The following is a 22,387-nucleotide window of genomic DNA, read 5'->3' on the forward strand; positions in this document are numbered from 1 at the left end:
GTAACGAAATGTCAAAAAAAGGATGGTAGCGGTATCGTATAGGTATTGACCAAATTCACGATTGGACGGAACCTTTAGTGGGGATCCGGTCTCGCAGGGGCGAGGCGGTCTGATTTGGGGGAAATCTATGTCGTTTCGTTATGCCGTTTCGCTGACTGCCATGAGTGCCGCCCTTGGGTGTGCTGCTCCGGCCTGGGCGCAGCAAGTCGACCCTGCCGTGGGTACCGCAACAACCGCTGCGGCTGAGCCTGCGACGGATCCCGACGTCTCGACCGCCACCAAGGCAAATGTCCTTTCCGGTCAGCCTGTTTCGACCACAGGCGATGGCGACATCATGGTCACGGGCACGCGGATCACGCGCCCGAACATCGCCTCCGCCGCGCCGATCACCTCGGTGACCGCGCAGGATATCAAGGCGCAGTCGCCGACTAATATCGAGGAAGTGCTCAACCGCCTCCCGCAGATCGCGCCGGACAGCCAGCAGAATTACCAGGACTCGGACGGTCGCCAGCGGATCAAGCTGCGCAGTCTCGGGTTCGAGCGCACGCTGGTGCTGATCGACGGCAAGCGCCTCGGCACGCAAAATGGACAGGATGCTGGTATCGTTCCGGTATCGCTGATCGAACGGGTCGACGTGCTGACCGGTGGTGCATCTTCGGTGTACGGGTCCGATGCCGTCGCGGGTGTCGTCAACTTCGTGATCAAGCCCGACTTCAAGGGCGTGCGGATCGACGGCAACTATAACTTCTACAACCACCAGAACCGCGCCAACGTCGTCACGCAGACGGCGCAGGCCAACGGCTTCCCGATCAACACCGGGCTGGTCAACGACGGCGGTCGCGCGGACATCACGCTGACCGCGGGTACGTCGCTGTTCGACGACCGGTTCAAGGTCTCGGGCTTCGTCAATTACAAGCATGCCGATCTGGTCGAATACGCCTCGCGCTCGACCTCGGCGTGCCAGTTGCTCCAGAGCGAGAAGGACGGTCCGCTCAGCTGCACGCTCTCGACCTATTCGCCCAGCGGCTACATCGCGCCGCAGTCCGGCGTGAACAGCGGCAAGGGCTTCGTCAACAACCCGGCGGGCGGTCGTACGTTCGTTCCCTATGGCGTCGGTGCTGGCAATGCCGCCAACCCGTATGACGGCTATTCCTATCAGCGCGCGTTCGAGCGCGTGAATGCGGGCGGGTTCACCTCGTTCAAGATTTCGCCTGAAGTCGAGCTTTACGGCTCGGCCTTGTGGTTCCGCGACAAGTCGACCAACCGCGTCCCGACCCGCGTCTTCGCGTTCAGCAATTACGGCTCCACGCCCTATCAGGTGAATTGCAACAACCCGTTCCTGTCGGCATCGCAAGCGACCGCGATCTGCGGTGCGGCGGCTGGCACCGGCGCGACTGCGCCGATCGACGTCCGCTATCGCTTCGACAACGCGCCGTATCTGCTCGATACCTACGTCAACACCGGCATCCGGGCGACCGGCGGTGTCCGCGGCAAGATCGGCGAAGCGTGGACCTATGACGTCGGTGGCGTCTATGCGCGCAACCAGCAGGACTGGATGCCCGCAACGCTGCCGAACTTCGGCCGGATCAACAACGCGCTCAACGTCGTCAACGTCAACGGCACGCCGACCTGCACCGCGACCGTCAACGGCACCGATCCCGCATGCGTTCCGTTCGATGCGTTCAGCGCCGGGAACAGCAACCAGTCGCTGGTCGACTATATCTACGGCGGCGTCGATCCCGAGAAGCAGCGGACCGTCGGCATCCTGTACGACCTGCAGGCGAACGTGACGGGTGACCTCGGCAAATACGGCATCGCGTCGCCGTTCGCCGAGGACGGCCTCGCCTTCGCCGCGGGTGTCGAATATCGCGAAGACCGGCAGTTCTCGGTCGCCAATGCCGCGTTCCGCGCGGATTACGGCGGGACCGATTCCGATCGCAGCCAGCATGTCTGGGAAGGCAACGTCGAGGTCCAGGCCCCGCTCGTCCAGCACAAGCCGTTCGCCGAACTCATCCAGGTTAACGGCGGCCTGCGCTTGTCCAAGTACAACATCAACCCGGACACGTTCACGACGTGGAAGGGCGAGGGGCTGTACTCGCCGGTGCGCGACATCGTTCTGCGCGCATCGTTCAACAAGGCGCAGCGTGCGCCGACCGTGGTCGAGGCGTTCCAGGCGAGCAACATCAGCTATTCGCGCCAGGGCGGATCGCAGAACGACTTCTGCGCGCCGGTCGCACGGCAGGTTTCCGATCCCAACAATCCTGGGCGGACGATCACCACGACCGCGCCGCTTGCCTCACGCGAAGTGTGTCGCGCGACGGGTCTGAGCGACGCACAATATGGCAGCGCGTTGCTGCTGTGCCCGGACAGCCAGTGCACGGTGCGCTCGGGCGGGTTCACCGCGGACCCCGAGACGGCCTATACCCAGACCTACGGGATCATCCTCAAGCCGCGCTTCGTGAAGGGGCTGGTCTTCTCGGTCGATCGGTATCGGATCAAGATCAACAACTCGCTCGGCTATAATGACGACAGTTATTATACCGATGGCTGCCTTCGCTCGAACGGCGACCCGTTCTTCTGCTCGGGGATCGTCCGCGCCGCCAACGGCACGCTGTATGCGCCGCTCAACTCGAACGCGACGAGCGGCTTCATCCGCGCGGGCACGACCAACTATTACACGTCGATCGCGCGCGGTTGGGACTTCCAGTCGCAATATGCGCTTGGCCTCGGCACCGTCGGGCGGCTGGATTTCAGCTTCAACGGCTCGCTGACGACCTTTGCCGGTGGTCAGGATTCGCCGGTCCAGCCGCAGCGTAATTGCGCCGGGTATTTCGGCAACGGGTGCGGGCAGTTGCTGCCCGAGTGGAGCCATACGCTGCGCACGACCTATGTGACGCGTAACCAGCTGTTCAACGCATCGTTCAACTGGCGCTACGTGGGCTCGCTGACCAATGCGAACAATTCGGGGGATGCCGCGATCGGCGGCACGCCGGATCGTGCGCAGACGACCTTCGCGCGGATCGCGCCGGTCAGCTACTTCGATCTCGCGCTGACCTTCAACATCGCGAAGCGCTACAGCCTGCGGCTGATCTCGAACAACCTGCTCGACAAGGCACCGCCGATCCTGCCGAACTCGTACAACATCAGCCTCGCGCGCAGCAACACGATCCCGGCACGCTATGACAGCCTGGGCCGCAACATCGCGATTGGCTTCACCGCCAACTTCTGATGACGCCGGACACCGACGGCGCCTAAGGGCGTCGTCGGTGGTTTGACCTGCGGGGTTGCAACCGGCATCTGTCGGGAATGACCACGCCCATGTTTTCTCGCCGCGATACGCTTGCCACATTCGCCGGAGGCGCGGCGCTTGCCGCTGCGCCTGCGATCGGGGCGACCGCTGCGCCCACCGCAGCGGCTTTGCTCGATCGGTTGGCGTGGGGTTTGCTCGAAATCGATCCGGCGCAGGCGACCAGCCTTGGCGTCGACACCGGCGCGCATGCGGGATTGCGCAGGCGCCTGGATGATCGTTCCCCGGATGGCGTCGCGGCGCGCCAGCGATTCCTGTCGGATGCGCTGCGCGATCTGGCGCGGGTGTCGCGGCAGGGGCTCGACGCCTCGCTCCTGACGAGCCTTGCGGTCACCGAAAGCGCGTTTCGTACCGCGCTCGACGGGATGGCGCTGCCTTACGGCGTCGCCACGATCGGCAACTGGCGCAATACGCCGTACGGCGTGATCCAGAATGTCGGCAGCTGGCTCGACGTACCGCAACTGCTCGACGGGAATCAGCCGGTGCGGACCGCCGCCGATGCGGAGGCGTATCTTGCGCGGCTCGCGGCGATGCCCGCGCAACTGGACGGCGAGACGGTCCGGATCCGGGCGGCGCGCGGCAAGGGACTGGTCCCGCCGTCGTTCCTGCTCGACAAGACGATCGCAGGGCTGACCCGCACGCGCGCGACGGTGGATGCCGCCGACGGCCCGCTGATCGGCCCGCTCGCGCGCAAGAGCGGTGCGATCCCGGGCGATTGGGTTGCGCGCGCCAGCGCGATCGCGCGGGAAGCGATCGGTCCGGCGCTCGACCGCCAGTTGGCCGAAATCCGCGCGCAGCGTGCTGTGGCGACCGATGCCGCGGGGCTGGGCACGCGGCCGCATGGCCCGGAGTGGTATGCTTGGGGACTGCGCGCCGGCACGACGACGCGGCGCACGCCCGCCGATATCCATGCGCTCGGGCGGGCGCAGCTGATTGAGCTTCATGCGCAGATGGACGTGATCCTCAAGGACTTCGGTCTGACGCAGGGCTCGGTCGCGGAACGCTCGGCGGAGTTGCAGAAACGACCCGACATCGCGTTCTCGAACGATAACGCCGGGCGCGCGCAGATCGTCGCGTACATGCAGGGCAAGATCGACGCGATCCGTCCGCGTCTGCCGCAGGCGTTCCGGTCGCTGGTCAAGGGGAACCTCGAGATCCGGCGGATGCCGCTGGCGGAGGAACCCGGCGCACCCGCGGCTTACGGCGGGCCGGGGTCGCTCGACGGGTCGATCCCGGGGAAAGTCTGGGTGAACCTCGGCGATCCGACGATCCACAACAAGGTCACCATCCCCGATCTGGTGTTCCACGAGGGGATCCCCGGCCATGTCTGGCAGGGGGAATATGCGCAGAAGCTGCCGCTGATCCGCTCGATCCTCGCGTTCAACGCCTATACCGAAGGCTGGGCGCTCTATGCCGAAACGCTCGCCGACGAGCTAGGGATGTATCGGGACGATCCGGCAGGGCGGCTGGGGTATCTGATGGGGTTGTCGTGGCGCGCGGTGCGGCTGGTGCTCGACACGGGGATCCACGCGATGGGCTGGACGCGCGACCAGGCGCTCGCCGAATTCATCGCGGCGACCGGATTGCCGCGCAGCAACGCGGTCAGCGAGGTCGAGCGCTATTGTGCGTGGCCGGGGCAGGCGTGCGGCTACATGCTCGGCCGGACCGAGATCGTCGCGCAACGCGATCGTGCCAAGGCGGCGCTCGGCGGACGGTTCGACTTGCGCGACTTCGATCAGGCGGTGGTTGATGGCGGGAACGTTCCGCTCGACGTGCTCGCGCAGAATGTCAGCCGGTATATCCAGGCGGCGAAGGGGTAGCCGCCGTCCTGCCGGTTCAGCGGTTCCGGTAGCGATCGAACCAGGGGGCCGCATCGTCGCCGTAGAGGAGGAGGATGGCGAGCCCCTCGACGCCAAGCTGAATGATCGACAGCGCGATCGCGGCGACGTCGCCGTCCCCCATCGGCGCGATCGCACCGATGCCGCGCAGGAAGGCGACGCTGGTGCCGAGCCCGAGGATCCACCGCAAGCCGAGCGTGTTGCGCGCGGCGGGGGAATTGCCGAACACCACCAGCAGCATCATCGACACGGCGAAGGCGATCCCGATGAAGCGGATCGCCTTGATCCGCATCGCCAGCGTCGCGGCGGCCTCGGGCGCGATCGGAAAGCCGAAATCCGGCGTCCGTCCGGCATAAAGCGCGAGGACGCCCGACACGATTACCGCAAAGCCGAACATCAGGGCGAACACGGTGATCGATAGCGGGCGGGGCACGGCTCTGTCTTCCAGGCTGGATGCGGCAGCCGGTTGATATGCGGGCAAGTTTAAGACTTTGCTTCCGTATCTACCGCATCGCGCCGGGGATCGCGGATGGTGAGACCCTCCTTCGCCCATTTCGCGCGGGACTGGCACGTATCGCCGGAGACGCGCGGGTAGGGCTCGGCCGGTGCGGGATCCGCGAAGATCCGGATGCAATAGACATTGCCGCGCGCCTGGTAGCGCGCGCGGTAGGTATCGGTGATCGTGGGCAGATCCCGCATCATGGCGGACGGCGTGGCGCCGGAGGGGGTAGCGTGCGGCGGTGGTGCACTCGCAAGGCTTGCGATCGCGATGAAAAACAGCAGGGGCATGACGAAACTCCAGGCGATCAAAGCGCCGACCTGTTCGGCGCGCCCCTTCGCCATGCGATTAGTGTGCCAATATGCTAACACACCTGAATTCCAAGTTTCCTGATGGTTTGGAGCTAATTGCGGGTCGCATTCGCTCCCAAGACTTGGCGTACCGTGCCGGATGTCCGGCATTGCGATCGCCCGTCCGCATGAAAGGCGGCGGTGGTCGAAGCATGGTGTCTGTCCCGGCCAGTGCTCGGGTCATGGCGTCGGAGCGTCATCACCGGTCGTTTTGACGCAGACGGGCTTGACCGCTCGATTGCGGAAGACCACGGCCAGAGGCATTCCGTTCGCCCCGGGGGGCCTGTACTTCCCGACTTTTGAAGATTGTATGCCCATGCGCCTGTCTCGCTTGTTGTCACCTTCCTCCAGCGACCTGGCGATCGATCTCGGCACCGTGAACACCGTCATATATCTGCGCGAGAAGGGAATCGTCCTCAACGAACCTTCGGTCGTCGCGCTCGAGACGCTGGACGGGGTGCAGCGTGTCCGTGCGATCGGCGCCGAGGCCAAGCTGATGCTGGGCAAGACTCCCGATGCGATCCGCACGATCCGCCCGATGCGCGACGGCGTGATCGCGGACATCGATGTCGCCGAACAGATGATCAAGCATTTCATCGAGAAGGTGAACGGCGGGCGCAACTGGCTGTCGCGCGGCCCCGAGATCGTGATCTGCATCCCTTCCGGTGCAACCCCGGTCGAACGCCGCGCGATCCGCCAGGCGACGATGAACGCGGGCGCGCGCAAGGTTCACCTGATCGAGGAATCGATGGCGGCCGCGATCGGAGCGGGCTTGCCCGTCGCCGAGCCGATCGGCGCGATGGTGGTCGATATCGGCGGCGGGACGACCGAAGTCGCGATCCTGTCGCTGCGCGGGTTGGCGTACAGCACGTCGGTGCGCGTCGGCGGGGACCGGATGGACGATGCGATCGCCTCCAGCATCCGGCGCAAGCACAATCTGATGATCGGTGAAGCCACCGCCGAGCAGATCAAGTTCGCGATCGGTACCGCGCTGATCCCCGAGGATGGCGTCGGCCAGGAAATGCGCGTCCGCGGGCGCGACCTGCTCAACGGCGTGCCGAGCGAGATCACCGTCAACCAGGCGGAGATCGCGCAGGCGCTCGCCGATCTGGTCGGGCAGGTGATCGAGGCGGTGCTGTCCGCGCTGGAGAAGACCGAGCCGGAACTGGCCGCCGACATCTTCGATCGCGGAATTGTGATGACGGGCGGCGGCAGCTTGCTCGCCGGGCTCGACACGGTGCTGTCGGAGGCAACCGGATTGCCCGTCATCGTGGCCGAGAACGCGCTGACCTGCGTCGCGACGGGGGCGGGGCAGGCGCTCGACGACCAGGTGTTCCAGGGCGTTCTGACGACGGCGTGAGCGCCGCTACATCCCGCCGGTCCTGTCCGGACCGGCAGGGATGCAGATGCGATCAGGCGTCCGGATAGTCCGCGGCGAGGCTGGCGTCACGGTGCGCCTCGATCTCGGCAGAACGCGCGCGGAGCTTGTCGGTCACCGCGTCATAGCCCCATTTGCCGAGCACCAGATGGCGCGGTGGATTGGGATCGACCGTCAGCGCGATCATCGCTTCGCCCGCGCGGACGGGGTCGCCCGCCTGCTTGCCGCTCCCGCCGCGCGTGTCGGCAAGGCGCTTGGCAGCGGTGTCGGCATAATCGGCGATGGTGCTTTGCGTCTGCTGGAGCGAACGGCCTGCCCAGTCGGTGCGGAACGGCCCCGGCTCGACACAGGTGACGTCGATCCCGAGCGGCTTGACCTCGGCGAGCAACGCATCCGAGAAGCCCTCGACCGCGTGCTTCGACGCCGCATAATAGCCTGATCCCATGAATCCGACGAGCCCGGCGACCGAGGTGATGTTGATGATATGCCCGCTCTTCTGCGCGCGCATGTGCGGCAGCACCGCGCGCGTCATCGCGAACAGGCCGAACACGTTCGCATCGAACTGCTGGCGGATCTCGGCGTCCACGCCTTCCTCGATCGTGCTCTGATAGCCATAGCCGGCATTGTTGACGAGCACGTCGATCCGCCCGAACTTCTCGGCTGCTGCCGCGACGACGCTCTCGATCTGCGCCTGATCGGTCACGTCGAGCGCGAGCGCGAGGACTCGGTCGGGGGCGGCTGCGGCGAGGTCGGCGACGCGGTCGGCATCGCGCGCGGTCGCGATCAGCCGCCAGCCGCGATCGATGATCAATTGCGCGAGATCGCGCCCGAAGCCGGTCGAGCAACCGGTGACGAGCCAGACGGGGGAGGGAGAGAAGGCCATGCGCGTTTCGCTTTCCGGGTCAGGGGTTTGCAGCACAACGGCTTACCAGGTGGGGAGTTCATCGCTTTTTAACCGGGCACCGCATCCGCCCGTGCCGTCGATCGCCCGATGTTCCGCCGCGCTAAGGGTTGCCGCTTCTAAGCCCCTCCCCCTTAGGGGAGGGGTTGGGGTGGGGCAGTGCCTCGCAGAGAGACCTGTTCTGCTGGACTGCCCCACCCTCAACCCCTCCCCTAAAGGGGAGGGGCTTTTTCGCGCCATCCTTCTTCGGGGCCGGTCGCCGCCGCCGGGCGTTGAGCGCGCGAGACCGGGCAGTGGGCCCGAACAGGAGATTACGATGCGGACGATCACAGTGGGCAATCCGATGACGCTGGATACGCTGGCGCTGGGTGAAACGGCCGACCCGGGCCAGCCGGGCGCGGGCGAGATTCGGGTGGCGCTACATGGCAGCTCGCTCAACTTCCATGACCTCGGCGTCGTGACCGGGCGGATGGGCGAGGCGTCGGGCAGGATTCCGCTCGCCGATGGTGCGGGGCTGGTCGAGGCAGTCGGCGAGGGTGTCACCGAATATGCGGTTGGGGACATGGTCGTCTCCTGCTTCTTCCCGGACTGGCAGGACGGGACGCCGACGATCGGCGACTTCAGCCGTACGCCGGGCGACGGGATCGACGGCTTCGCGCGCGAGCTGGTGGTGCTGCCCGCGACCGCCTTCACGCACGCCCCCAAGGGCTATGACGCGGTCGAGGCGGCGACTATTACCACTGCGGGGCTGACCGCGTGGCGCGCGCTGGTGGTCGACGGCAAGCTCAAGGCGGGGGACACCGTGTTGTTGCTCGGCACGGGCGGCGTGTCGATCTGGGCGTTGCAGATCGCCAAGATGATGGGCGCGACGGTCGCGATCACCTCTTCGTCCGACGAGAAACTGGCGCGCGCCAAGACGTTGGGCGCGGACCACTGCGTCAATTACCGCGATACGCCAGAGTGGGGCAGCGCGATTCTGGACTGGACCGGCGGGCGCGGGGTGGATCACGTCGTCGAGGTCGGCGGGCCGGGGACGCTCGCGCAGTCGATCACGGCGGTTCGCGTCGGCGGGCACATCTCGCTGATCGGCGTGCTGACCGGCGGCGCGGGCGAGGTGCCGACTGCGGCGCTGATGTCAAAGCAGGCGCGGTTGCAGGGGCTGATCGTCGGCAGCCGCCGCGAGCAGCAGGAGTTCGTCCGAGCGCTCGACGCGAGCGGCGTGCGCCCGGTGGTCGACCGCCGCTTCCCGCTGGAGCAGCTTGCGGACGCCTTCCGCTATGAGGTTGGCGCGGGGCATTTCGGGAAGATCGGTGTGGAATGGTGAGGGGGTAGCGCGAGGATGTGCGGGGGCGGGTGGTCGTGGGCTGAGAAGCCGGTGTGGAGGTCCGCTACCTGGCATCTTGCTGCCCCGCACTGGAGCACGGGACGGGCTCCGCCGGCACGCTTCAGGGCTGCCCGTTGCTGCCGCTGGAACGGCCCCTGCCGTCTCCCCTCCCTGCAAGGGAGGGGGCGGGGGTGGGTTCGTATGGGGAGAGCGTGGCGCTCGCCGCTGGCCAACCCACCCCCAACCCCTCCCTTCCAGGGAGGGGAGTGAGATGGCCTTGCGTCCGATCGAACGTCGGTCAGACCGGCACGGTGTCGTAGACTACGACCTTGCGCCACAGCGAAGAGCACGCCTTGACGAAGGCAAGATGCGTCGGATGCTCCTGATAGGCTTTCTGATCGGCGATGGTGTCGAACAGCATCACTTCCGAAACGTCGAAACTGGAATCGACCACGTCGCGCTGTTCGGTCCCGGCCGGCACGCCGACGTGCAGTTCGCGCACTTGCGGTATCGCGGCCAGCGTTTTCAGGCCGGCCACCAATTTGGCTCGGTCTTCCGTATTGCCGGCACGCTTGAGCCAGAAGAAAACCTGATGACGCACGCCGACCGATCCTTCGGCCTTGGCGGGTCCGGCGACGGCCACAACCGCAGCAGTAAGTCCGATGCCGGTAAGCGCTTGTCGTCGGTCGAAATCCACGTTGTTTCCCCGTTATCTCAGACCGTACATGTCTTGACCGCTGCCGCCAAAGCGGTCAGCGGATCGCCCTCGGGCATGAACTCGTGGGCGAAATAGCCCTTGAAGCCAAGGTCCGCGACGCTCGTCGCGACCGCGCGCCAGTTCACTTCCTGCGACCCGTCGAGGTTGTGGCGCCCCGGCACGCCGCCGGTGTGGAAATGGCCGAGCCACTGGATGTTCTCGCGGATCGTGGCGATCAGGTCGCCTTCCATGATCTGCATATGGTAGATGTCGTACAGCAGCTTGACCCGCGGCGAGTTGACTTCCTTACAGACCTTGACGCCCCAGGCGGTATGATCGGCCATGTAATCGGCATGGTCGCGCTTGCTGTTGAGCAGTTCGATGCAGATCGTGACGTCATTGTCCTCGGCGATCTTCTTGACGCGGTTGAGTCCGATGACCGCGTTGGCCGCCCCTTCCTCGTCCGACATGCCCTTGCGATTGCCCGAGAAGGCGATGACGTTGGGGACGCCTGCCTTGGCCGCCTGCGGGATGCCGACGCGGAACGCCTGCTCGATCGCGGCGTGGTTTTCGCGGCGGTTGAGGCCGTTGGGGATCGTCATCGGGGCGGCGGCATAGCCCATCGTACAGCGCAGGCCGTATTTGCGGGGCGTCTCATAATCGGCGGGTTCGAGCAGATCGATCCCCTGCAGCCCCATCTTCACCGCGGCTTGGCACAGCGTGTCGAGCGGGATCTTCTGGTAGCACCAGCGGCTGACCGACTGCTTCAGCCTGCCGGTAGCAGGGGCCGCGAAGGACGGGGCGGGAATTCCCGCTGCCGCCCATGTTGCGATGGAAGATCCGATGAGGGTGCGCCGCGTGATCATGCCCGCATCCTAAATGAGAAGTGCGGTACGGCAAGCTGTTGTACTACAAAAACGGAAATTGTTTCGGACGGGGTGCATTACCCCCGGTTCGACAACGCCTGCCAGTGCCGCAGCGCCTCGGTCCGGACGACCTGCGCGATCGTCGCGGGGGTCAGGCCCTTGCGCGCGGTGTGGGGGAACAGCACGGTGGTGACGTCGCCGCCGATGCTCTCCATCCGTTCGATCACGCGGCGGCACGTGCCCGTACTGTTCCGCGCGACGCACAGTTCGCGGCCGAGCGCGCGGTGGAGTGCGAGCGAGCCTTCACCGAGTTTCTCGAACGGGCCGGTGTCCGCGACGATCACCGGAATCGTTCGCCCGTGCGCGATCACCACGCCGAAATCGCCGACGTCGACCCCGGTCATCCGGGTGAAGCGGCCCTGTTCGTCGCGCGGGCCTTCCCACGGGATGACGACATAAGGGATCTTGTCGGCATCGACCGGCGTCTCGCGGCCCTTGACGTCGGGGAGCATCAGCGACGTCGGGCATTGGTCCATCGCGCCATGCGCCGGGCTGCACGCGAACGGCGATCCGTCGAGATCGACCGCGAGTTTGGCGACATAGGCGATCGCACCGCCCGGCAGGCGGCGGAGCGCGGTGACCGCATTGGGATCGTCGCGACAGCCGTGGACCTTGTGACCGTGGAAGCGGTCGGCGCGGTCGCATGTGCCGAATTCCTGGCGATAGGCTTCGTCGATCGGTTCGCCCGCGGGGAGCGCGACGCCCGCGGGCCATGGGGATGACGCCTGGACAGGCATGGGTGCCAACACCGCCCCCAGCAGGAGGGCGAGGCAAGGAAGGATGAGCTTCATGGGTCAGGAGGTCGCTGCGGCTCGAGGATCGGTCGCGCCTTCCAGCCGGGCGTCATAGGCGATGATCGCCTTGGGCACGGTCGGGAGCGACGCATAGGGGAGGGAACGGTGGAGGGTCAGCGACCAGCGATCGAGCCAGCCGGTGCCGTTCGGGCCGACATAGGTATCGGCAATCCGGTAGGCGGGGTCGCGCATCGCGGTGTCGAGCGGGACGACGCGCAGATGCTGGTCGTGGAGGATCGCGGCGAGATCGTCGATGCTGGCGGCGTTGAGATGGCTGGCGTGGAGCAGGAAGACGAACGCCGGCTCGCGACCGAGCAGTTCGCGCCCCGCCTGACGATACCAGGCGACGATCTGGCGGGTGAAAGTGAAGTAGGCGGATTGGATGCGCTGCGCCTCGGCGTGGTCGCCGCGCGCGACTGCATCGTCATAGGGGGCGGCGAAGCGCCAGTCGGCACTCTCCATCGTCACGGGGGCGACGCGATAGCCATGCTCGGCGAGCCAGCTCTCGAAACGGTGGCGGACCGCGATCGTCTTGCCGGTCTCAAGATAGGGATACCGATACCAGCGCTCACGCCGTCCGCGTGCGGCGAGCAGCGCGCCGGTGTCGTGCGCGCCGCGCGCGACGTCGGCGATGTACGTCTCGACCGGGACCGCGTTGAGCGACAGGTGCGAATAGCTGTGGTTGCCAAGGTCCATCCCGGCGTCGAGCCACTGTTGCAGCAATCGGAGCCGCTGGGCGTGATCGGGACCGGCGAGTTGGGCTTCGTTGACGAAGCCGGTGGCGGTGTAATGCTGGCGCTCGAGCCCGGCGAGCAACCGCGTCGTCATCGCGGCACCGTCGGCGGGGGATGTCTTCTGGCCGAACACGGGAAGATCGTCGAACGTCAGCGCCACGGTTCCCCCGGGCGCTGGCGCGGCGATGGCGGGGGCGGTCGTGACGGCCAGCAGCGCGGCAGCGAGGATTCGCAGTGCCGTGCCGACACGGGGGACTGTTGCAGGCATCGCGAAGGGCTTTCGGATGGATGGCGTGGTGCGCGCGACGGCGTTGCAACCGGTGTTTTCCGGCGGAAGCCGGAACCCAGGGTCCGGCAGAACACCATCTGACGGTGCGCGAAATCCTGGATTCAGGCTTTCGCCGGAAAACGGTAGGGGCCGTGCTGTTACCGTGCGGGTTGCGCTGCGGCGGCCTTGGCCTTCTTTGCGTAATGGTGGTGCGCAAGGGCGCAGCCGGCCGCCGCGCCGGCGATTGCGTGGTGGTGTGCGTAATGGCCGGCGACGCCGCCCGCGACTGCGCCGCGGATGCAGCCCTTGGCCGATGCGGCGGTATCGAGGGCGATGGTGCTGGTCGCCAGAGCGAAGACGGCGAGTGCGGGCGCGATAAGCTTGGTCATGGGATCCCTTTACAACGGGTGGATCCCATCCCTGCGCCCGGGCGCATGACGGCGCAGCATCGCGGGCATGAACTTCCTGTCATGCCTGCGATTGGCGTAGCCTCAGACTTTGGCGGAGTAGATCATCCGGCCCTGGCCGAGCCGGGCGAAGACCTGGTCGAGATCGCCTTCGCTGACCGCGAAGCAGCCCTGGCTGCGACCGAGTTGGCCGTGCGTGCGGACCATGTCGGGGTCGGCATACCATGCCGAATGAACCACCAGCGCACGCTGCAACGCATTGTAGTTGGTGCCGTCCAACCCGATCAGCCGCTGCGACCGGCCATGCTTGCCGACATAATAGTCCGATGCGACGAACGCGCCCTCGCTCGAGGCGTTCGAGCCTTCGCTGTTCGAGAAGCGCTGGAGATAGCCGGTGTGCGACGGGTCGCTGCCGCTGCCGTGGGTGACGAGCAGTGTCGTCGCCATGCCGTTCGCCATGTCGACCAGGTAGAAGCGCGGCTGCGCCGAGGAGAGCGAGAAATCGGCGATCGCGATCCGGTCATGGTGCGGGATTCGCGACCCGTGGCGCTGCAACGCGGCAAGCGCGTGGCGCAGTAATTCGGGACGCACGACGCGAGTCGAAGCGAGCGGCTGGATCGTTGCCGGGGTCGGCGGACCGGCGAAAACAGGGGCCTGTGCGCGCGCCGGAACGATCGTCGAAGCGCCGAGCATGGCCAGTGCGGAACCGGCAAAAGCCCGGCGTGATAGCATAAGTGATTGATCTTGCACGGTTTGGAACTTGTCCCTCATCGTTGATAGCGTTGCTTTACCATATAAATGGGGCGCAATGTCTTAATCGGGGCGGTTCGATCCCGCCTTGGGGCAGTTTCCGTCCCGACTCCTGGGCGGTTCGTCGCAAAGCCGGTCGGACGATCTGCATATCGACAGGCCAGGCGCGTGTTGGGAGCGGAGTCGCGGGTGCCTATATCGTGTTCATGACCCCGCAACAGATCGACCTCTTCGGGGAATCATCCCCGCCCGGACTGACCGCGGCGGATGCTTTCCTCTCGGCGGGTGAGGAACAGGCGCTGATCGCAATGGTCGATGCCGCGGACCTGACGCCGTTCCGCTTCCAGCAATGGACCGGCAAGCGCCTGACCGCGTCGTTCGGCTGGCATTATGATTTCGAGCAAGGCAGCTTCACCCCGACCGACCCGATGCCCGATATGCTCCTGCCGATCCGAGCGCGCGCGGCGGCGTTTGCGAGGCTCGAGCCGGAGGCGCTCGTCCAGGCCCTGCTGATTCGCTACGATCCGGGGGCGGGGATCGGCTGGCATCGCGACCGCCCGACGTTCGAGCATGTCGTCGGCCTGTCGCTGGGGGCGCCCGCGACGATGCGGTTCCGGCTGCGCGATGGCGAACGGGATGGCTGTGCGACCTATCGTCGCGAGGCGCAAGCGCTGGCGCCGCGATCCATCTACCATTTGTCGGGCGCGGCGCGGTGGGACTGGGAGCATAGCATCGCCCCGATCGCGGAAACGCGCTGGTCGGTGACCTTCCGCAGCCTGTCCGCGCGTGGCCGGATCGACGCGCGCAACCGGCCTGCGTAACGCGTCAGCTTTCGCGTGCGACCGCGAAGCCTGCGAACGACTGGTTGACCGGCATCAGTTCGAGCGTGTTGATGTTGAGATGCTTGGGCTGCTCGGCGACCCACAGCATGGTGGCGGCGATATCCTCGGCGGTCATCGGGTTGACGCCGCCGTACAGCTTGTCCGACGCGGCCTGATCCCCGCCGGTGCGGACGGTGGTGAATTCGGTCTCGACCATCCCCGGCTCGATCGAGGTGACGCGGACGCCCTTGCCGTGCAGGTCGGCGCGGAGACCCAGGCTGAACTGGCGCACGAACGCCTTGGTCCCGCCGTACACGTTGCCGCCGGCATAGGGGTAGGTCGCCGCAACCGACGACAGGTTGATGATCGCACCCTTGCGCGCGACGATCCTCGGCAGCAGCAGCCGCGTCACGGTGACCAGCGCGGTGATGTTGGTGTCGATCATCGTCTGCCAGTCGTCGAGCTTCGCCTCGTTGGCGGGCGACGTACCGAGCGCGAGACCGGCGTTGTTGATGAGCAGGTCGATGTCGGCGAAATCGGCGGGCAATCCGGCGATCGCTTTTTCCAGCGCGGCCCTGTCGCGAATGTCGAAGGCAAGCGTGTGGACGGTGTCCGCGCCGAGCGCTTCGGTCAGCTTGACGAGACGATCCGCGCGACGCCCGGTGGTGACGACGCGCCATCCGGCGGCGGCGAAAGCATGGACGGCTGCTGCGCCGATCCCGGCGGTCCCGCCGGTGATGAAGGCGGTTCGCTTGGTCTCGGTCATGGATGGGGTCCATTCGCGCTGTAAAAGAATGGTGCCCGGGGGCGGACTGGCATGTTGAGCCTGAAACCCCCAGAAAACCGTGGCTTCGTCTACCCCCCAAGGCACCGGATGTACCGTGTCGGTATACCGCCTCTACTGACCCGCAGGACGGGAGGCAAGGTCGCTCTCATCATGGTGAGAGGACGAAATCGTCTCTCCCCCGTCCATGGTGTAAGGCCAGCTACGTCCTTGCGGCCTTGCCCTTCAGTCTAGCGTTGATACGCAGCGGCAATTGCTGCGTAACTTTGGGAAACTCCGCTCGCCAGCTACTAGCCACTTGTGGATACGCTAGGTTGCGGTCGGGGCGTGCGGATACATTGGCAATGCGTAGGCTCTAGCCGATAGCGGGAGCGACATTGGCCCTAACCAATTGTCATGCATTGACTATGCCTCTAGGTGGCCGCGCTCTGCCCGTTCCTTCGGGCAGGCATCAAACTGGGGGTTACATTGAAAAAGTTTCTTACGTCGGCGTTTGCCGCGACGCTTCTGGTTGCCGTTGCGACACCAGCGGCTGCGAAGGTGGTCGTTGAAGCCAACGGCGCTCGGGCAGACGGGCATTGGGGCGGTGAGCTAGGTTTGGGTTACGCGGTCGGGTTCGGCGGCTTCAAGATCACGCCGGCTGTCGGTGCGCTTATTTATGCTGGCGACAACGATCGATACTTTACTGACCCGAACGGCGGAAGTTCGCGGTGCCGGGACAGCGCCAACGGTCAGTACGCCGACACGGACAAGTGCAACAACACGGCCGTTAAGGCGTACGGTCGAATCGAAGCGACGTACACGGTTCCTGCCAGTGTCACATTCGGCGCTGGTGTGCGTATCAGCGATGAAGTGCGTCCTTATGGCACCGTAGCCTTCCCGCTGGCTCCCAAGCTAAGCTTGAAGGGGAACGCTGGTCCGCACTATTATGCCGCAGGCCTTCACTTGGGGTTCTAAACGCGAATATGTCGGCGGGGTTGGAGTTTCCTCTCCCCGCCGCCAGGCAACCGCACACGATGGCGTCAACCATCTAAGTCAGGCCGCCCCCCCCCCCATCGGTATGATAGGGAAGCTACAAGTCGGCAATTAACTGGGGACTGGTAACGGGCCGGAGGGATCCAAAGGCGTGAGTTTGTCGGTGCACCTCTTCCTATCCCCCTCCGCAAGCTTTGGTTCGCGATCGCCAAATCAAGAACGGCAGGATCCGATCTCCTTTCCCAAGGTGCATCGTTTCTTAGCGTGACCATAATCTCAATACAGCCGTGGTAACGAGCCGCGTTTCGATACAGGGATGGTCTCAGCGCTCGCGCACTCGCTCGCTTCCGTGCGTAGGCGTACACCCGCTCGTAAGGTAGGCGATCTGTCTGTGGGTCCCGCTCCATATGATCCAATGCAGCGCTCATTCTCGCAAACACGCTTCTGAGTGAGCGGCACGCCCATACAAAGTCGCTGCGATCTGGAAATTTTCTGGCTTACCGCCTCCCTAAGGGGAGAATGGTGCCCGAGGGCGGATTCGAACCACCGACACTGCGATTTTCAGTCGCATGCTCTACCAACTGAGCTACTCGGGCACACCGGGCGACCCCGCTGGGGCCGTCTGGGAAGCGGCCTCTTAGTCGGCTGATTTCGTGCTGTCTAGCCCGTCTTCTTCATCTCCTGGTGGAGTCGTCACAGGAATCGCATAGCCTTCGCCCAGCCATTGCAGCAGGTCGCGGTCGCGACAGCCCTGGCTGCAGAAGGGGGCGTGCGCCTGCGACAGGGGTTTGCCGCAGAGCGGACAGGGTTTGTTACGCGCCATCAGGGGACCTCGAAGTGCGGGGTGACGCCGGTGCGCCTCGCCAGCGCAGCGGACCAGTCGGGGTTGGCGGCGAGCGCCGCATGAACGCGCGCGCCGACACGGTGATTCGCCGGAACGGGGGGCGGGGTGCGCTCGATTCGCCGGAGCAGCGCGCGCGCCTCGGCCGCGGCGGGATCGGCGCGGAGCAGCTCGGGAAGTGAGGCGCGCGGGCGGCGGCGGATGATCTGGACGAAACCGAAGCCGTTCATCGCGGTGCGGTCGAACGGTTGCGGTAAGCCGGCGTCGATCGCGGCATCGACTGCGGCGCGCGCCGCCTTGCCGGTGATCGTCGGGAAGTCGATCCCGATCGATCCGCCGATATCCATCCGAACGATCGCCGCCGCGACCGCCTTCGCCGCCGCAAGTGCGAGCGGCTCGAGTGGGGGGTAACCGTCGACGTCGAACAGCGTCATCGCGGGCGTCGGACTCATGCGAAGCGCGCCGCCGACCGCGCCGTGGAAGACGATGTCGCCGGTCATCGCTTCCTCGAGCACCTCGGACCAGCCCGCCGCCTCGAGCGCATCGGGTTCGTGCGCGTGGAGCGTGCGGACGGGGATGCCGCTCGCGGTGATCCGCGCGAGCAGGTCGGGGCCGTCGCGCGGGGGGCCTTCGGCGGGGGCGACGCGCGGGAGCTTGGTGCGCCTGCCCTCGGGGATCGCCTCGCGGGTCAGTTCGACCGTCAGCGTGGCGCCCTGCGTGATGCCGGGGGGAAGCGGCGCCAGCATCGCCTGGCCGCCGTCGAAAGCGACACGGCCTTCGCGGCCTTTGACGGTGATTTCGATCAGACGGGCAGGGAAGACCGCGCCGAGTCGCGGGCCGGGGCGATCGAGCTCGATCCGGGCTTCGACGATCGCGCCGTCCACCACCAGTGCGGCACGGGTTTCGCCGATCCCGGCCTCGTGGAGCCACTCAGCCAAGCGGCACACCCGCCGCAAGCAGCAGCGCGCGGGTCTCGAACAGCGGCAGGCCGATCACGCCCGAATGCGACCCCGCCAGGAAGCGCACGAACGCCTCGGCGCGGCCCTGGATCGCATAGCCCCCCGCCTTGCCCAGCCCCTCGCCGCACGCGACATAAGCGTCGATCTCGGCAGGGGAGAGCGGCTTGAACGCCACGATCGTGTCCGACAGGCGGGCGCGCATTTTGCCGGTCGAATCGATCACGCACACCGCGGTCAGGCAATGGTGGCGGCGGCCGGACAAAGCGGCGAGCATCTTGCGTACCGTCGCATCGTCGTCGGCTTTGCCGAGGATCCGGCGTCCGAGCGCAATGGTGGTGTCGCCCGCGAGAATCACCTCGCCCGGCGCACGCTCCACCGCGCGCGCCTTTGCAGCAGCGATCCGCTCGACGTAAATGCGGGCAGGTTCCGCCTTGAGCGGGGTCTCGTCGATATCGGGCGCGGCGACACGACCCGGCGTCACCCCGAGCCGCGCGAGCAGGTCGCGGCGGCGCGGCGAGGCGGAGGCGAGAACGAGGGTCATTGCAGCGTCTTCCCCGGGGATCGCGCCCGCGGAAGCGGACCGATCACTTGAAGCGATAGGTGATGCGACCCTTGGTGAGATCGTACGGCGTCAATTCAACCAGCACTTCGTCGCCCACGAGGACGCGGATGCGGTTCTTGCGCATCTTGCCGGCGGTATGGCCGAGAATTTCGTGGTCGTTTTCGAGCTTTACGCGGAACATGGCGTTGGGGAGAAGCTCCACCACCTGTCCACGCATTTCGAGCAGTTCTTCCTTGGCCAAACAAACCTCTAGCGATGTTACGGAAATACGGGAGCGCGGCCCTTAGCCGAAGGTGGGCCAAAAGGGAAGCGTGGGGGTGAGGGGGCGGAGATGATGCTTCCAGTCCGAAGGTTTGATCGCCACCCCCCCCACAGCTGCCGTCATGCTGAACTAGTTTCAGCATCCATCACGCGACAGGCACGGTGGGGACTCGCGCAGGGCTGGATCCTGAAACGAGTTCAGGATGACGGATGGGGAGGACGGCCAACTGGGGAGAAGCGGTACAAGCCGTCAGTCGTGGGTGCCGTGCGGCGTTTCCATCAGCTCGACCAGGACGCCGCCTATGTCGCGCGGGTGGATGAAGACGATCGGCGTGCCGTGTGCACCAATGCGCGGTTCGCCAAGGATGGTCGCGCCCTTGGCCTTCAGGTCGGCGACCGCGGCGTGGATGTCGGGAACCTCGAAACATACGTGATGCTGCCCGCCCGCGGGGTTCTTGCGCAGGAACCCGGCGATCGGCGAACTGTCGTCATACGGTTCGATCAGCTCGATCTGGGTGTTGAGCGTATCGATGAAACAGACCTTCACGCCCTGCGCGGGAAGATCGAACGGTTCCCCGATCCGTGTCGCGCCCATCAGGTCGCGATAGACGGCAATCGATTTCTCGATCGACGGCGTGGCCACGCCGACATGGTTGAGACGGCCGAATTCCATCGCTTATTCCTCGTCGGAAGACGCCGGGGTCGGCTTGGCGTCGGGCAGGGCCGCAGGCACCGCGGATCGCGCCGGGACCACCCCGATCTCATACGCACAGGCACCGAGCACCCGGCGGACCGGCGCATCGGTCGCGGGGCCCGCGAATGTGGCGTCGACCGGCGTATTGTCGGGGTTGATGACGCGGACCTTGATCGCCTTGCCGTGCGCGATCTGTGCGGCGAGCGTGGTAACGATCGCGTCCTGGCTGGTGAACGCGCCGCTCCCGGGGAACTGCCAGTTCGCGCCGAGCCAGCCATTGTCATCGATGTTCATCGACACCGGGCGCGGTAGCGCCGCGGGGAAGCCGCCGCGCGGGATGAACTGGATCGAGACGATCTTTTCCTTGGCGGCATCGCACCGCACGACCAGCCGCGCCTTGCCGTCCTCTGACCAGACCGAGGTCGAGGTCGCCGTGCTCGCCGCGCCCACCTTGGTCGTCACCAGCCACGGCACGGGGGGCGTGGCGGCGACTTGCAGGAGCAGGGCGAGCAGCATGGCTTACTTCACGCCCGCGCCGACGACGCTCTCGGGCAAGTCCTTGCCGAACACGCGCTGATAATATTCCGCGACCAGCGACCGCTCGGTCTCGTCGCACTTGTTGAGGAACGACAGGCGGAACGCGAAGCCGACATCGCCGAAGATCAGCGTGTTCTGCGCCCAAGTGATGACGGTGCGCGGGCTCATCACGGTCGAGATGTCGCCGTTCATGAAGCCGCGGCGGGTGAGATCCGCGACGCGGACCATGTTCTCGACCTCGGCCTTGCCGGTCGGCTTGTCATATTCGCCCGACTTGGCCAGCACGATCCGCGCCTCGACCGCGGCGGGCAGATAGTTGAGCGTCACGACGATGTTCCAGCGGTCCATCTGGCCCTGGTTGATCTGCTGCGTGCCATGATACAGGCCCGACGTGTCGCCGAGGCCGACCGTGTTGGCGGTCGCGAACAGGCGGAAATACGGGTTGGGGCGGATCACGCGATTCTGGTCGAGCAGGGTCAGCTTGCCCTCGGTCTCGAGCACGCGCTGGATCACGAACATCACGTCGGGGCGGCCCGCGTCATATTCGTCGAACACCAGCGCGGTCGGGGTCTGCAGCGCCCAGGGGAGCAGGCCTTCACGGAATTCGGTGACCTGCTGGCCATCGCGCAGCACGATCGCGTCGCGGCCGACCAGATCGATGCGGCTGATGTGCGCGTCGAGGTTGATGCGGATGCACGGCCATTTGAGGCGCGCCGCGACCTGTTCGATGTGCGTCGACTTGCCGGTGCCGTGATAGCCCTGGACCATCACGCGGCGATTGTGCGCGAAGCCAGCGCAGATCGCGAGCGTGGTCGGCGCATCGAACACATAGGCCGGGTCGAGATCGGGAACGCGCTCGTCCGCTTCGCTGAACGCGGGGACTTCCATGTCCGAATCGATCCCGAACAGGTCGCGGACTTTCACCATGCGATCGGGCGCATCGAGGATCGTCGTCTCGCGGCTGTCTGGCTGGGTGTTGGGGATATCGGTCATGAGGGGGGCGCTCTTACAGAAGGTCCGCCCTCCCTAGCCGTTTGCGGCGCGCCAAGTCGAGCCGTCAGTTGCATCCGATCTTTGGCGGAAGTTCGAAAAACGTGCAGAAACGCGTGGCCAGCGCGACATCGCCGCTGACCGCAACCCGCCCCTGCGCAACGACCTCCGGCAAGGGGGTGGTGCCGAACAGCGCGGGCAGGAACGCGTTGGGCTTGCCCGAAAGCATGGCATCCGCGTGGTCGAGCGTGCCGCGTTCGATCAGCACCATGCCGTTCGCGACACGCGCGCCATAAGCGTCATTGCCCATGCGAAACCCGATCGTAGCGTCGAAGCCGTGGGTACGCTCGGGCAGGAGCATCATGCGAAGCGCCAGCATCAGCGAGACGGGCGAAAACGGCAGCGAAGGATCATGCGCCGGGGAGCGCAGCGCCCAGCGTCCGAGTGCCATCACGATCGGTTCGGCTTCGCGGCCCCACTGCGTCAGCGCATAGACCTGGATATTCGCGGGGGGCGGTGTGGTTTTCCGCGTCAGCACCCCGGTGGCTTCGAGCGTTTGGAGCCGCTGTGTCAGGACGTTCGCACTCACGCCCGGCAAGCCGTCGCGGATCTCGCCGAAACGGCGCGGGCCGAGCAGGAGCTCCCGCACGATCAGCAGCGCCCAGCGTTCGCCGAGGAACTCGAGCGCGAGCGCGGTTCCGCAGGCGTCGCCATACCAGCGCTTGTCGGTTATCTTTTCTAACTTCATGGTTGTTTTTGCTACCCAGTCGGAGCAGACTTTGCAAACGAC

At 65.9% G+C, this 22,387-nt stretch carries 24 protein-coding genes and 1 tRNA gene; 6 read left to right on the forward strand and 19 right to left on the reverse strand.

Going from position 1 to position 22,387, the window contains the following annotated elements:
* The first annotated feature begins 160 nt into the window (after positions 1-160).
* Both ABIC17_RS04045 and ABIC17_RS04050 read left to right on the forward strand, forming a co-directional pair.
* Positions 161-3,229, forward strand: coding sequence for a TonB-dependent receptor plug domain-containing protein (locus ABIC17_RS04045; protein WP_354279345.1), 3,069 nt, complete (start codon positions 161-163; stop codon positions 3,227-3,229).
* A gap of 77 nt (positions 3,230-3,306) precedes the next feature.
* A complete protein-coding gene (locus ABIC17_RS04050) occupies positions 3,307-5,127 on the forward strand; it encodes a DUF885 domain-containing protein (protein ID WP_354279346.1) in 1,821 nt (606 codons plus the stop codon).
* 16 nt (positions 5,128-5,143) lie between these two features.
* Here the strand turns inward: ABIC17_RS04050 and ABIC17_RS04055 are convergent, their stop codons facing one another.
* The gene (locus tag ABIC17_RS04055; RefSeq protein WP_354279347.1) at positions 5,144-5,578 is read right to left on the reverse strand and encodes a hypothetical protein; all 435 of its coding nucleotides are present in this window, start codon (positions 5,576-5,578) and stop codon (positions 5,144-5,146) included.
* A 50-nt stretch (positions 5,579-5,628) separates the two neighbouring features.
* Positions 5,629-5,988 carry a hypothetical protein gene (locus ABIC17_RS04060; RefSeq protein ID WP_354279348.1) on the reverse strand — a complete coding sequence of 120 codons (360 nt, stop codon included), beginning with the start codon at positions 5,986-5,988 and terminating at the stop codon, positions 5,629-5,631.
* Between the two features lie 322 nt (positions 5,989-6,310).
* Between ABIC17_RS04060 and ABIC17_RS04065 the strand changes: the two genes are divergently transcribed.
* Positions 6,311-7,354, forward strand: a complete 1,044-nt coding sequence (locus ABIC17_RS04065; RefSeq protein ID WP_354279349.1) for a rod shape-determining protein — start codon at positions 6,311-6,313, stop codon at positions 7,352-7,354.
* Between the two features lie 52 nt (positions 7,355-7,406).
* Here ABIC17_RS04065 and ABIC17_RS04070 read toward each other — a convergent pair whose 3' ends face one another.
* Positions 7,407-8,255: an oxidoreductase gene (locus tag ABIC17_RS04070; RefSeq protein ID WP_354279350.1), complete on the reverse strand. Its 849-nt coding sequence runs from the start codon at positions 8,253-8,255 to the stop codon at positions 7,407-7,409.
* A 334-nt stretch (positions 8,256-8,589) separates the two neighbouring features.
* Here ABIC17_RS04070 and ABIC17_RS04075 point away from each other — a divergent pair, with 334 nt between their 5' ends.
* Positions 8,590-9,597 carry a zinc-dependent alcohol dehydrogenase family protein gene (locus tag ABIC17_RS04075; RefSeq protein ID WP_354279351.1) on the forward strand — a complete coding sequence of 336 codons (1,008 nt, stop codon included), beginning with the start codon at positions 8,590-8,592 and terminating at the stop codon, positions 9,595-9,597.
* A gap of 298 nt (positions 9,598-9,895) precedes the next feature.
* Here ABIC17_RS04075 and ABIC17_RS04080 read toward each other — a convergent pair whose 3' ends face one another.
* The 6 genes from ABIC17_RS04080 to ABIC17_RS04105 all read right to left on the reverse strand — a co-directional run bounded on the left by ABIC17_RS04080 (position 9,896) and on the right by ABIC17_RS04105 (position 14,155).
* The gene (locus ABIC17_RS04080) at positions 9,896-10,294 is read right to left on the reverse strand and encodes a Dabb family protein (RefSeq protein ID WP_354279352.1); all 399 of its coding nucleotides are present in this window, start codon (positions 10,292-10,294) and stop codon (positions 9,896-9,898) included.
* Between the two features lie 17 nt (positions 10,295-10,311).
* Complete coding sequence (locus ABIC17_RS04085; protein ID WP_354279353.1) at positions 10,312-11,160, reverse strand: hydroxypyruvate isomerase family protein; 849 nt, start codon at positions 11,158-11,160, stop codon at positions 10,312-10,314.
* 77 nt (positions 11,161-11,237) lie between these two features.
* Positions 11,238-11,957, reverse strand: a complete 720-nt coding sequence (locus ABIC17_RS04090) for a glycoside hydrolase family 75 protein (RefSeq protein WP_354279354.1) — start codon at positions 11,955-11,957, stop codon at positions 11,238-11,240.
* A gap of 57 nt (positions 11,958-12,014) precedes the next feature.
* On the reverse strand, positions 12,015-13,016 hold the full coding sequence (locus tag ABIC17_RS04095; RefSeq protein ID WP_354279355.1) for a polysaccharide deacetylase family protein: 1,002 nt from the start codon (positions 13,014-13,016) through the stop codon (positions 12,015-12,017).
* Between the two features lie 158 nt (positions 13,017-13,174).
* Positions 13,175-13,405: a hypothetical protein gene (locus tag ABIC17_RS04100; protein WP_354279356.1), complete on the reverse strand. Its 231-nt coding sequence runs from the start codon at positions 13,403-13,405 to the stop codon at positions 13,175-13,177.
* 102 nt (positions 13,406-13,507) lie between these two features.
* Entirely contained in the window at positions 13,508-14,155 is a 648-nt protein-coding gene (locus ABIC17_RS04105; protein WP_354279357.1) for a murein L,D-transpeptidase catalytic domain family protein, read from the reverse strand.
* Positions 14,156-14,379: 224 nt separating this feature from the next.
* Between ABIC17_RS04105 and ABIC17_RS04110 the strand changes: the two genes are divergently transcribed.
* Positions 14,380-14,994, forward strand: coding sequence for an alpha-ketoglutarate-dependent dioxygenase AlkB (locus ABIC17_RS04110; protein WP_354279358.1), 615 nt, complete (start codon positions 14,380-14,382; stop codon positions 14,992-14,994).
* A 4-nt stretch (positions 14,995-14,998) separates the two neighbouring features.
* Here the strand turns inward: ABIC17_RS04110 and ABIC17_RS04115 are convergent, their stop codons facing one another.
* A complete protein-coding gene (locus tag ABIC17_RS04115; RefSeq protein ID WP_354279359.1) occupies positions 14,999-15,760 on the reverse strand; it encodes an SDR family NAD(P)-dependent oxidoreductase in 762 nt (253 codons plus the stop codon).
* Between the two features lie 435 nt (positions 15,761-16,195).
* Between ABIC17_RS04115 and ABIC17_RS04120 the strand changes: the two genes are divergently transcribed.
* On the forward strand, positions 16,196-16,735 hold the full coding sequence (locus ABIC17_RS04120; RefSeq protein WP_354279360.1) for a hypothetical protein: 540 nt from the start codon (positions 16,196-16,198) through the stop codon (positions 16,733-16,735).
* Positions 16,736-17,273: 538 nt separating this feature from the next.
* Here the strand turns inward: ABIC17_RS04120 and ABIC17_RS04125 are convergent.
* The 9 genes from ABIC17_RS04125 to ABIC17_RS04165 all read right to left on the reverse strand — a co-directional run bounded on the left by ABIC17_RS04125 (position 17,274) and on the right by ABIC17_RS04165 (position 22,345).
* A tRNA-Phe gene (locus ABIC17_RS04125) sits at positions 17,274-17,349 on the reverse strand.
* A gap of 41 nt (positions 17,350-17,390) precedes the next feature.
* Positions 17,391-17,576: a DNA gyrase inhibitor YacG gene (locus tag ABIC17_RS04130; protein ID WP_354279361.1), complete on the reverse strand. Its 186-nt coding sequence runs from the start codon at positions 17,574-17,576 to the stop codon at positions 17,391-17,393.
* Entirely contained in the window at positions 17,576-18,532 is a 957-nt protein-coding gene (locus ABIC17_RS04135) for a ribonuclease (protein WP_354279362.1), read from the reverse strand. Before ABIC17_RS04135 ends, ABIC17_RS04130 begins: the two co-directional genes overlap by 1 nt.
* Positions 18,525-19,094, reverse strand: a complete 570-nt coding sequence (locus ABIC17_RS04140; RefSeq protein ID WP_354279363.1) for a Maf family protein — start codon at positions 19,092-19,094, stop codon at positions 18,525-18,527. Before ABIC17_RS04140 ends, ABIC17_RS04135 begins: the two co-directional genes overlap by 8 nt.
* A 43-nt stretch (positions 19,095-19,137) precedes the next feature.
* Entirely contained in the window at positions 19,138-19,356 is a 219-nt protein-coding gene (infA, locus tag ABIC17_RS04145; protein WP_010162480.1) for a translation initiation factor IF-1, read from the reverse strand.
* A gap of 270 nt (positions 19,357-19,626) precedes the next feature.
* The gene (mce, locus tag ABIC17_RS04150; protein WP_354279364.1) at positions 19,627-20,049 is read right to left on the reverse strand and encodes a methylmalonyl-CoA epimerase; all 423 of its coding nucleotides are present in this window, start codon (positions 20,047-20,049) and stop codon (positions 19,627-19,629) included.
* Positions 20,050-20,052: 3 nt separating this feature from the next.
* On the reverse strand, positions 20,053-20,586 hold the full coding sequence (locus ABIC17_RS04155; protein ID WP_354279365.1) for a hypothetical protein: 534 nt from the start codon (positions 20,584-20,586) through the stop codon (positions 20,053-20,055).
* Between the two features lie 3 nt (positions 20,587-20,589).
* The gene (gene cobS / locus ABIC17_RS04160) at positions 20,590-21,600 is read right to left on the reverse strand and encodes a cobaltochelatase subunit CobS (RefSeq protein ID WP_010162485.1); all 1,011 of its coding nucleotides are present in this window, start codon (positions 21,598-21,600) and stop codon (positions 20,590-20,592) included.
* A 64-nt stretch (positions 21,601-21,664) separates the two neighbouring features.
* Positions 21,665-22,345: a winged helix-turn-helix transcriptional regulator gene (locus ABIC17_RS04165; RefSeq protein ID WP_354279366.1), complete on the reverse strand. Its 681-nt coding sequence runs from the start codon at positions 22,343-22,345 to the stop codon at positions 21,665-21,667.
* Positions 22,346-22,387: the final 42 nt, after the last annotated feature.

The sequence above is a fragment of the Sphingomonas sp. PvP056 genome (genome assembly GCF_040549155.1).
Classification (GTDB): Bacteria; Pseudomonadota; Alphaproteobacteria; order Sphingomonadales; family Sphingomonadaceae; genus Sphingomonas.